Here is a 10483-nt window from a genome sequence, read left to right as displayed (position 1 = left end):
ATTGCGATGAGTACCGACGATAAACGCATCCGCGAATTCGCCTATCAAATCTGGGAATCGGAAGGTAAGCCCGAGGGGCATGAAGAACGCCACTGGGAAATGGCGCGCAAGCTCGCCGAAGCGGAAGCGCTGGCACCGAAGAAACCGCCGAAAGCGGCTGGCAGCAAACCGGCTGGCAAGACAGCCGAGGCCAAGGCCCCGGCCGCCAAGCCGAAACCACCGGCCAAAGCCAAACCGGCCAGCGCCGCCAAAGTGATTCCCCCGGGCGAAAAGCCTGCCGAGAAAAAGCCTCGGGCGCCGCGAAAGCCTTCGGCGATCTGACGCTTTAACGACGATTGAACTGAATGACCGTGTGGCGGGTTCGCTCGCCACCGAGGGCTCACTCGCCCTGAAGAAACCCACCAATCCCCTGTAGGAGTGAGCCTGCTCGCGATAGCTATCTGACATTCAACATTGATGTCGCCTGATAGACCGCTATCGCGAGCAGGCTCACTCCTACAGGGGGATGTGTAAGCCCAGAAATTACCCGTTTTGCAGGAGCAATCATGACCCGTCCAAAGAATGCCGAGCCCACCGCGCACGCCGAGCCGTCGAGAATCCGTGAAGGCCTGCCCTTCCCGCTCGGTGCGACCTGGGATGGTCTGGGGGTGAACTTTGCTCTGTTTTCCGCCAACGCCACCAAGGTCGAACTGTGCATCTTCGACGATGCCGGCGAAGTTGAACTCGAACGCATCGAACTGCCGGAATACACCGACGAGATCTACCACGGCTACCTGCCTGATGCGCACCCGGGGCTGATCTACGGTTACCGCGTCTACGGCCCGTATGACCCGGCCAACGGCCACCGCTTCAACCACAACAAATTGCTCATCGACCCGTACGCCAAACAATTGGTCGGCCAACTGAAATGGTCGGAAGCGTTGTTCGGCTACACCATCGGCCACCCCGACGCCGACCTCAGTTTCGATGAACGTGACAGCGCGCCCTTCGTGCCCAAATGTAAAGTCATCGACCCGGCGCACACCTGGGGCAACGACCACCGCGTCAGCGTGCCGTGGGACAAAACCATCATTTATGAAACCCACGTGCGCGGCATCAGCATGCGTCACCCTTCGGTACCGGAGAACGTACGCGGCACCTTTGCCGGGCTGATGGTCGACGACGTGCTCGAACACATTCGCAAGCTCGGCGTGTCTACCGTCGAATTGCTGCCGATTCATGCCTTCGTCAATGACCAGCATCTGCTGCATAAAGGCATGACCAATTACTGGGGTTACAACAGCATCGCGTTCTTCGCCCCGGACCCGCGCTACCTGGCCAGCGGCAAGATTGCCGAATTCAAGGAGATGGTCGCGCACCTGCACGAAGCCAACCTCGAAGTGATCCTCGACGTGGTCTATAACCACACCGCCGAGGGCAACGAGCAAGGCCCGACCCTGTCGATGCGCGGCATCGACAACGCCTCGTACTATCGCTTGATGCCCGACGACAAGCGCTACTACATCAATGATTCCGGCACCGGCAACACCCTCGACCTGAGCCACCCGTGCGTGCTGCAAATGGTCACCGACTCGCTGCGTTACTGGGCCAGCGAGATGCACGTCGACGGTTTCCGTTTCGACCTGGCGACGATTCTCGGCCGCTACCACGACGGTTTCGACGAGCGTCACAGCTTCCTCGTTGCTTGCCGTCAGGACCCGGTGCTGCGTCAGGTGAAGATGATCGCCGAGCCATGGGACTGTGGCCCCGGTGGTTATCAGGTCGGCAACTTCCCGCCGGGCTGGGTCGAGTGGAACGACAAGTTCCGCGACACCGTGCGCGCGTTCTGGAAAGGCGACGACGGCCAGGTTGCCGATTTCGCCAGCCGCATGACTGCCTCCGGTGAGATGTTCAACCAGCGCGGGCGGCGGCCGTACTCCTCGGTGAACTTCATCACCGCCCACGACGGTTTCACTCTCAACGACCTGGTCTCGTACAACGACAAGCACAACGAAGCCAACGACGAAAACAATCAGGACGGCAGCAACAACAACCTGTCGTGGAACCACGGCGTCGAAGGCCCGACCGACGATCCCGAAATCAATGCCCTGCGCCATCGGCAGATGCGCAATTTCTTCGCCACCTTGCTGCTCGCCCAAGGCACGCCGATGATCGTCGCCGGTGATGAGTTCGCCCGTACCCAGGACGGCAACAACAACGCCTATTGCCAGGACAGCGAGATCGGTTGGGTCAACTGGGACCTGAGCGAGGACGGCAAGGCGTTGCTGAAATTCGTCAAGCGCCTGATCAAGTTGCGTCTGGCTTATCCGATTCTGCGTCGCGGCCGCTTCCTGGTTGGCGAATACAACGAGGACATCGGCGTCAAGGACATCACCTGGCTGGCGCCGGATGCCACCGAGATGACCACCGAGCATTGGCACGATGCGCACAACCGCTGCCTGGGCATGTTGCTCGACGGCCGCGCGCAGGAAACCGGGATTCGCCGCAAGGGTGCGGATGCGACGCTGCTGCTGGTGGTCAACGCCCATCATGACATCGTCAACTTCACCCTGCCGGAAGTACCGGAAGGCAGTTTCTGGACCTGCATGATCGACACAAATCAGCCGTCGATCCGTGGTCAGGAACGCTTCGATTTCGGCCACGAATACTCGGTCACCGGGCGCTCGCTGCTGCTGTTCGAACTGCAACGTGATGAAGAAGACTGATATGGACCTGCACCGTTATCTGAGCCGACGACCAACGGATTATCTGCACACCGCAGCCCTCGGCGGGTGCCTGCGGGCGCTGGTCGAGGCCGGGCTGGATCGTCTGCCGTTACCGGGCAGTGGCCGCACGCTGGAGCGCTTTCAGCAGTTGGCGGAAGTCGGCGGGCATGACCTGGGTCTGTGCAAACTGTTTGAAGGCCACACCGACGCGCTGGCGATCATTGAACAACTCGGCGGCTCACCTACGCCGGGCAGCACTTGGGGCATGTGGGCAGCGGAGCCACCGCAAGCACGAGTCAAAGTCAGCCCAGTCGGGCACATGGTCGCGCTGCATGGACGCAAGGCATGGTGCTCCGGCGCCGCCGTGCTCAGCCACGCCTTGCTCACCGCCTGGGATGGCGACGATCAGCAGCAACTGGTCGCCGTCGCCCTCGACCAACCGGGCGTCACCGTCACCGAGCAAGGCTGGCAAGCGGTGGGCATGGCGGCTACTGGCAGCGTCGAGGTGCTGTTCGACGGTGCCGAAGCGCAGGCCATTGGCAATCCCGGCGACTATCTGCAACGCCCGGGTTTCTGGCAGGGCGGGATCGGTATTGCCGCGTGCTGGTACGGCGCCGCACGGCAAATCGCCGACGCGTTGCGCATCCAGTGTGAGCAACGCCCGGAACCGCACGCCCTCGCCCATCTCGGCGCGGTCGATAGCGCCTTGCAGGCCGCGGCGGATGTGCTGCGCTTCAGCGCCTTGCACATCGATGCGCACCCGGAAGACAACGCCGAATTACTCGCCCGTCGTGCCCGCGCGGTGGTCGAGCAGTCGGCTGAACAGGTGATGCGTGAGGTCGGGCGCGCCCTCGGTGCCGGGCCGTTTTGCAAGGATCGCCACTTTGCCCGGCTCAGCGCTGATCTGCCGGTGTTCCTGCGCCAGAGTCATGCCGAACGGGATCTGGCCGCGCTCGGGCAAATGGTGGCCGGGCACTCCGCGGAGGCATGGGCGCTATGAAAACCAATCCGATTGTCGGCCAGGGCACCAGCCTGCACCAATGGCAGGCTTCGCGGCATCTGGCGGAACTGGATAGCATCGACATCCTCAGTCTGGTGCCTCCGGGCGCGCGGGCGGTGATTGTCGCGCCGCACCCGGACGACGAAGTGCTCGGTTGTGGCGGTTTGCTGCAATTGCTCGCTGAGGCCGGTCGGCCTTTGCAACTGATGTCGGTCACCGACGGCAGCGCCAGTCATCCCGGTTCAAGTCGCTGGCCGGTGGAACGTCTGAGCGTGGTGCGGCCGCAGGAATCGGCCGAAGCGCTGCGTCGTCTCGGACTGCCGATGCACCGCGTGAAGTGGCTGCGCGGTGGCTTCAGCGACACCCAGGTGGCGGCTCAGGAAGCGGAGCTGGTCGATTTCATCGAACGTCATCTGCGTCCCGACGACGTGCTCTTTACCACGTGGAGCGAGGACGGACATTGCGACCACGAAGCCGTCGGCCGCGCCAGTGTCGAGGCTGCCCGTCGCGTCGGTGCGACTTGCCATGAACTGCCGGTGTGGACTTGGCACTGGGCAACTCCGGAAGACGCCTTCGTACCGTGGCAACGCGCACGCAAGATTCTTCTGACGCCGGCGCAAGTCGCGCGCAAACGCCACGCGGTGCACGCTTTCGCCAGTCAACTGGAAGGCGATCCTGACGCCGGACTCGGTCCGGTGCTCGCACCGTATGTGCTCGATCGCCTCTTACAGCCCTTCGAAGTGGTGTTTCTATGAGTGTCGAGGATCGCTATTTCGACGGTTTGTTCGCCGGCAACGATGACCCATGGGCGTTCCGTGAGCGCTGGTACGAGCAGCGCAAACGCGCGATCACCCTCGCCGCCCTGCCGCGTCCGCACTACCGGGCAATCTTCGAACCGGGTTGCGCCAACGGCGAGTTGAGCGCCGAACTGGCCGCGCGTTGCGATCGGTTGTTGTGCTGTGACACGGCCAGTGCGGCAGTGACTCTGGCGCGCACGCGGTTGAGCGTGTTCGACCACGCCGAAGTGCGGCAAAACCGTCTTCCGGGCGACTGGCCGGAGGAAAAATTCGACCTGATCGTATTTAGCGAGATCGGCTACTACCTGGATAGTCAGGATCTGACAGAAGTGATCCGTCGAGCCAGTGATTGCCTGACTGCCGACGGCCAGTTCCTCGCCTGTCACTGGCGTCCGCCCATTGACGGCTGCCCGCTGAATGCGCGGCAGGTTCACGACCTGATTCACGAAAAACTGCATCTGCCCCGTCTGGTCTTGCATCAGGAAGCGGATTTCATCCTTGAGGTGTGGAGCCGCGAACCGCGCTCGGTGGCGGCACTGGAGGGCTTGCGATGATCGGCATTCTGATCCCGGCGCACAATGAGGAAGACTTGCTCGACGACTGCCTGAGTGCGGCCATGCGCGCCAGCCGCCACGGTTTGCTGGCCGGTGAAAAGGTTGAAGTGTTGGTGGTGCTCGACAGCTGCACCGACCGCTCGGCGCAGATTGTCAGTCGCTATCCGGTGCTGAGCCTGCACATCGACGCACGCAATGTTGGCCAGGCCCGTGCGGCCGGCGCGCAGCTATTGCTGGAGCGCGGCGCGCGCTGGATCTCTTGCTCGGACGCCGACAGCCGCGTGGCCGACGACTGGCTGGTGGCGCAACTGGGGTTGGGCGCGGACGCGGTATGCGGTACCGTCACGGTCGAACGCTGGCACGAGTCGTTCGATGAAGCGGCGCAAATCCGCTATCACCGGCATTACCATGCCAGCGATGGCCATCGGCATATCCACGGCGCCAATCTGGGCATCAGCGCCGACGCCTATCGCTGGGCCGGGGGCTTTAAACCGCTGGCCTGCGACGAAGATGTGCAATTGGTGCGGGAGCTGGAACTCGACGGCGCGAACATCGCCTGGAGCCATCGCCCGCAAGTGCTCACCAGCGCGCGGTTCGACAGCCGTGCGCGCGGTGGCTTTGGTGACTATCTGCGAAACCTGGCACAGATGGAGCAAAAAAAAGCGGATCAGATTGATCTGTGACGCGACGAACTACGCTTCATGAGCAATACTCTGCTGCGCGGCAATCCAGGGTTCGGAGCGTCGCTGGGCAATCAACCAGCCTTCACGGGTCGGCGGCGTCTGGCAATCACCGCCAAACGCACGACTGAGGGCGAAACAACACAAGGACGTCACACCATGAAACCGTTAACCCTCAGCGACAGCAGTTCGTCGGCGCAAATCTGGAACAGCGCCCCGCAACTGGACAACATTCCGGTCATCAATACTTTAAGTCTGGTACCCGCCGGCGCCCGCGCCGTGGTCATCGCGCCGCATCCGGGCGATGAAGTGGTCACCTGTGGCGGTCTGCTGCAATTACTCTCCAGCCTCGGTCATCCGTTGCAATTGCTCTCGATCACCGATGGCAGCGCCAGCCACCCGGGTTCGCGGCAATGGTCGGAAAAACGCCTGAGCGTGTTCCGCCCGCAGGAAAGCGTCGAGGCCCTGCGCCGTCTCGGCTTGCCAATGCACAGCCTGAAATGGGTGCGCGGTGGTTTCACTGACAACGCTCTGTGCGAACAGCAAGCGCAAGTGACCGAATTCATCAGCCGCTACCTGCGCCCAGGCGATGTGGTGTTCAGCACCTGGCGCGGCGATGGCAACGACGACCATGAAGCGGTGGGTCGGGCCAGCGCGCATGCAGCGGAACAAGCCGGGGCGACCTTCCACGATGTACCAGTCTGGGCCTGGCACTGGCCCGAGCGCGACCAGCAACTGATCCCTTGGGAACGCGCGCGCAAACTGCGCCTCGACACCTGGACCGTCGCGCGCAAGAGCCACGCCACCCATGCTTACGCCAGTCAGCTCAAGGGTGAACCGGCGATTGGTATTGCACCGATGCTGCCGCCGGTGATTCTCGAAAGAATGCGCCTGCCCTACGAAATCGTGTTTGTCTGACGCCGTTTCGGGTGGGAGCGAGCCTGCTCGCGAAAGCGGTGGTTCTACCAACTTATGTATTGGATTTACCGACGCCTTCGCGAGCAGGCTCGCTCCCACAGGAATTGGGTTGTTATCAACCATGATTTGCAAGGAACTGCCGCACCTCGCCATCAGTCGCATGAATAAGCGGCCCGCAATCCAGAGGAGTGAACGTGTCCAGCGAACCCAAGCGTCATGTTGTCGACGCGCCTGTCATTCATCGTCTTAGGGTGCTGACGGTCAACACCCACAAAGGCTTCACCGCGCTTAACAGGCGCTTCATCCTGCCGGAGCTGCGCGAAGCGGTGCGCAGCACCTCGGCCGATCTGGTGTTTCTGCAAGAAGTGGTGGGTGAACACGAACGGCATTCGAACCGTTACAACGAATGGCCACAAACCTCGCAATACGAATTTCTCGCCGACAGCATGTGGAGCGATTTCGCCTACGGGCGCAATGCCGTTTACCCCGACGGCCACCATGGCAATGCCCTGCTGTCGAAATACCCGATCCGTGAATACCGCAACCTCGACGTGTCGATCACCGGCCCCGAGCGCCGTGGACTGTTGCACTGTGTGCTCGACGTCCCGGGTCACACCGAGGTCCACGCAATCTGCGTGCACCTGAGTCTGCTCGAAAGCCACCGGCAATTACAGCTGCAACTGCTCTGTCAATTGCTCGAATCGCTGCCCGACGATGCCCCGGTGATCATCGCCGGCGACTTCAACGACTGGCAGTTACAGGGCAACGCCGCCCTCGCCCGTCGTGACTACCTGCACGAAGCGTTCGAGCGCCACCATGGGCGCCCGGCCAAGACCTACCCGGCGCGGTTTCCATTGCTGCGACTGGACCGGATCTACCTGCGCAATGCCAGTAGTCATGACCCGCAGATCCTCGGCAACAAGCCGTGGACGCATCTGTCCGATCACCTGCCGCTCGCGGTAGAGGTGCATCTGTAAGCGCATTTCTGACAAGACCGTCCGTCAGCCATGCTTGAACCGCGAGGAAATTCATCTACACCTAAAAAAGCTCAAGGAGTAGCGCATTCAATCCGTTAGATCATGGACTTGATGTAAGGCATCAACTGTAAACGATGCCTAGACCATGACACGCTCAGGGATGAATTCCCCGAATTCGCCGTAGGGAATGACCATGCCGCGCTACTCCACGCACTTGCTGACATTACCGCACGCCTTGCTCCTGCCTGCTTCCTTGCTGATTTTGACCAGCCACCCCGTTTCAGCGGCCTGCACGCTCGTGCCCGGGCCGGGCAATGACAATTTCACCTGTGACAGCGGTACCAGCGGTTCGCTGACGGATCTCGCCGGCAACAACAGCCTGACATCCGCCGCTAACGGCAGCGGTCAGATCAATGGCAGCGTGACCTTCGGCGCTGGAGCCGACCGGGTCGAAATCAACTCCGGCATGATTACCGGCGCGGTCAATCAGGGCAACGGTATCGATGACTTTGTCATGACGGGCGGCTCAATTGGCTCGTTGGCTCAAGGCGACAGCCGCGATACGTTCTTGATGAACGGGGGCATCATCGTCGGCGCCTTTGAGGATGGCGACGTCGCGCGCATGACGGGCGGCACCATCGGCCGCGTGGACATGAAACTCGATAACAATATTTTTGACCTGTCGGGCGGGCAGATTATTGGCAATCTGGTCACCGGTTTCGGCACTGACACCATTATCGTTTCCGGTGGCCGCATCGGCGGCAACATTAGTGTCAGCGGCGGCAACGACAGCATCACGGTGAGCGGTGGGGAAATCGTCGGCGAGGTTCGCGCCAGCGTGGGTGATGACCGTTTGCTGTGGGATGGCGGCGGCATTATCCGTTCGACGATCCTCATGGACGTCGGCAATGACACCGTCACCCTGCGCAATCTCGACGATAATATTCTTGCGCTGACGCCCAGCGTTAATGGCGGCGTCGGTAGCGATACCCTGTCACTGGATAACACCCGCACGGCCCTGCCCGCGAGCTTCATCAATTGGGAAGCGGTGAGCCTGGTTAATGGCTCGCAACTCGATCTGGGGTCGTCAGGACTGGTGCTGGGGGACGCCGGCACCGGCAGTGGCGTGTTGAACATCGATACCCGCAGCACATTGTTTGCCACACAAGGTACGGTGGCATCGGCGGTGGCGGGTCAGCCAGTGACGCTGAATAACGCGGGGATCATCGATTTGACCCGCAATAACAGCCGCACTGACGATACGCTGACCGTACAGGGCAACTACGTCGGTAACAGCGGCCAGTTACGCTTGCAAAGCTTGGTCGGTGGCGATGATTCACCGAGTGACAAACTGGTGGTCAACGATGGCAGCTTAAGCGGCGGCACGGTGATCACGGTCAGCAACCTCGGCGGACTAGGCGGCCTGACCGAGGTGAACGGCATCCAACTGGTGCAGGCGCAAGGCAGCACGCTGAGCAGCAATAACGCCTTCACCCTCAATGGCCCGGTGTCGGCCGGAGCTTACGATTACTATCTGTTCAAAGGAGGTGTCACTGCCGGCACGGAAAACAGCTGGTATCTGCGCTCCGCCATCGTTGCGCCGCAGCTGGTGAGCGCTCCCAACCCCGATCCAACGCAGCCGCCCATCCTGGTGCCGGTGGTCGCTACCCCCGTAGCGGCGGCGACGCCGGCCGGGAGCCCGCCGTTGCCGGTATTGCCCGCAGCCGTTGCGGGAGCCGAACCGATCCCTTTGTATCGCCAGGAAGTCCCGACTTGGTCGGTGTTGCCGCCCGCTGCCGCGCAACTGACGCTTAACGCCCTGGGCACCTTTCATGACCGTCAGGGCGATCAACGCCTGCTCGCGGAAACCGGTGCATTCGGCGCCGGATGGGGCCGTGTCTATGGTAAAAATCTCGAGCAGACCTGGGCCGGCACGGTCACGCCGCGACTGGATGGCTCGCTCAATGGCTTTCAGGTCGGCAACGATCTGTACAGCTCGCAGACGTCCGGCAGCCTGAATCAGCGCTTGGGTTTCTTTGTCGGTCACAGCCGCTTGCAAGGTGATGTCGACGGTTTCAACGAAGGCTTTCAGCACAACAGCGCCGGCAAGATCAAACTCGAGGGCGACAGCTATGGCCTGTACTGGACGCTGACGGCGCCCACCGGCGGGTACCTCGATACCGTGGTAATGGGCACTCGCTTCGACGGTGACAACCATTCCGATCGCGGGGTAAAACTGGACAATCGCGGGCACGCCCTGACGTTGTCCACCGAGGCCGGTTACCCGTTGCCGATCAATGACACCTGGGTGATCGAGCCGCAGGCGCAGCTCATCCATCAGAAAATCTCCCTCGACAGCCAGAACGACGGTATTTCACGCGTCTCGTTTGATTCCGACGGCGCCTGGACCGCTCGCCTCGGCGCACGCCTCAAAGGTCGATATCAGGTCAGCGGCCTTCCTGTCGAACCGTACCTGCGCGCCAATGTGTGGCATACGTTTTCCGCTACTGACTCGGTCACGTTTGGCGACAACGATGTGATTTCCAGCGAACGGAAATCCTCGACAGCGGACATCGGCCTGGGCGTAGTGTTGACCCTTGATCGCGCGGTCAGTGTGTACGCCAGTACCGATTACACCAGCAATATTGACAGCAATGACGTGCGCGGCGTGGTGGGCAACCTGGGCATTCGCCTCAGTTGGTAGACCTTCCGTCGACAATTTAAACTCTCTACCTTGCGGCTCTCAATGCGTTCTTCCATACAAACAACCACTTAGTTATGTGCAGAAAAACAAACGCTTGCAAAGCCTGTTTTGCCACTACCGCTCATCGTTCAATTTCTTGACGGCGGCG

General features: G+C 61.4%; 10 protein-coding genes. 9 read left to right on the top strand and 1 reads right to left on the bottom strand.

Features of this window, described 5'->3' with window-relative positions:
- Positions 1 to 6 precede the first annotated feature (6 nt).
- From ACOYXH_RS10650 to ACOYXH_RS10625, 6 genes are all read left to right on the top strand, one after another.
- The gene (locus ACOYXH_RS10650; RefSeq protein ID WP_258709825.1) at positions 7 to 321 is read left to right on the top strand and encodes a DUF2934 domain-containing protein; all 315 of its coding nucleotides are present in this window, start codon (positions 7 to 9) and stop codon (positions 319 to 321) included.
- A gap of 224 nt (positions 322 to 545) precedes the next feature.
- On the top strand, positions 546 to 2705 hold the full coding sequence (gene glgX / locus ACOYXH_RS10645; protein ID WP_095126261.1) for a glycogen debranching protein GlgX: 2160 nt from the start codon (positions 546 to 548) through the stop codon (positions 2703 to 2705).
- Position 2706: 1 nt separating this feature from the next.
- Entirely contained in the window at positions 2707 to 3705 is a 999-nt protein-coding gene (locus tag ACOYXH_RS10640; protein WP_460067394.1) for an acyl-CoA dehydrogenase, read from the top strand.
- Positions 3702 to 4460, top strand: a complete 759-nt coding sequence (locus ACOYXH_RS10635; protein WP_095050730.1) for a PIG-L deacetylase family protein — start codon at positions 3702 to 3704, stop codon at positions 4458 to 4460. The genes ACOYXH_RS10640 and ACOYXH_RS10635 overlap by 4 nt, the downstream gene beginning before the upstream one ends.
- Entirely contained in the window at positions 4457 to 5056 is a 600-nt protein-coding gene (locus ACOYXH_RS10630; RefSeq protein ID WP_095050729.1) for an SAM-dependent methyltransferase, read from the top strand. The genes ACOYXH_RS10635 and ACOYXH_RS10630 overlap by 4 nt, the downstream gene beginning before the upstream one ends.
- Positions 5053 to 5739 (top strand): glycosyltransferase family 2 protein, encoded by a 687-nt coding sequence (locus tag ACOYXH_RS10625; RefSeq protein ID WP_095126260.1) that lies wholly within the window; start codon positions 5053 to 5055, stop codon positions 5737 to 5739. Before ACOYXH_RS10630 ends, ACOYXH_RS10625 begins: the two co-directional genes overlap by 4 nt.
- Before the next feature lie 9 nt (positions 5740 to 5748).
- Here the strand turns inward: ACOYXH_RS10625 and ACOYXH_RS10620 are convergent, their stop codons facing one another.
- Positions 5749 to 5892, bottom strand: coding sequence for a hypothetical protein (locus ACOYXH_RS10620; protein ID WP_156685515.1), 144 nt, complete (start codon positions 5890 to 5892; stop codon positions 5749 to 5751).
- Between the two features lie 3 nt (positions 5893 to 5895).
- Between ACOYXH_RS10620 and ACOYXH_RS10615 the strand changes: the two genes are divergently transcribed.
- The 3 genes from ACOYXH_RS10615 to ACOYXH_RS10605 all read left to right on the top strand — a co-directional run bounded on the left by ACOYXH_RS10615 (position 5896) and on the right by ACOYXH_RS10605 (position 10335).
- On the top strand, positions 5896 to 6654 hold the full coding sequence (locus ACOYXH_RS10615) for a PIG-L deacetylase family protein (protein ID WP_095050759.1): 759 nt from the start codon (positions 5896 to 5898) through the stop codon (positions 6652 to 6654).
- Positions 6655 to 6848: 194 nt separating this feature from the next.
- Positions 6849 to 7631, top strand: coding sequence for an endonuclease/exonuclease/phosphatase family protein (locus ACOYXH_RS10610; protein WP_095126259.1), 783 nt, complete (start codon positions 6849 to 6851; stop codon positions 7629 to 7631).
- A gap of 193 nt (positions 7632 to 7824) precedes the next feature.
- Positions 7825 to 10335: an autotransporter family protein gene (locus tag ACOYXH_RS10605; RefSeq protein WP_460410665.1), complete on the top strand. Its 2511-nt coding sequence runs from the start codon at positions 7825 to 7827 to the stop codon at positions 10333 to 10335.
- Positions 10336 to 10483 lie beyond the last annotated feature (148 nt).

Source organism: Pseudomonas sp. Mb7, from assembly GCF_054790525.1.
Note: the sequence above shows the minus strand (reverse complement) of the source record. Positions and strands in the feature narration are given on the sequence as shown.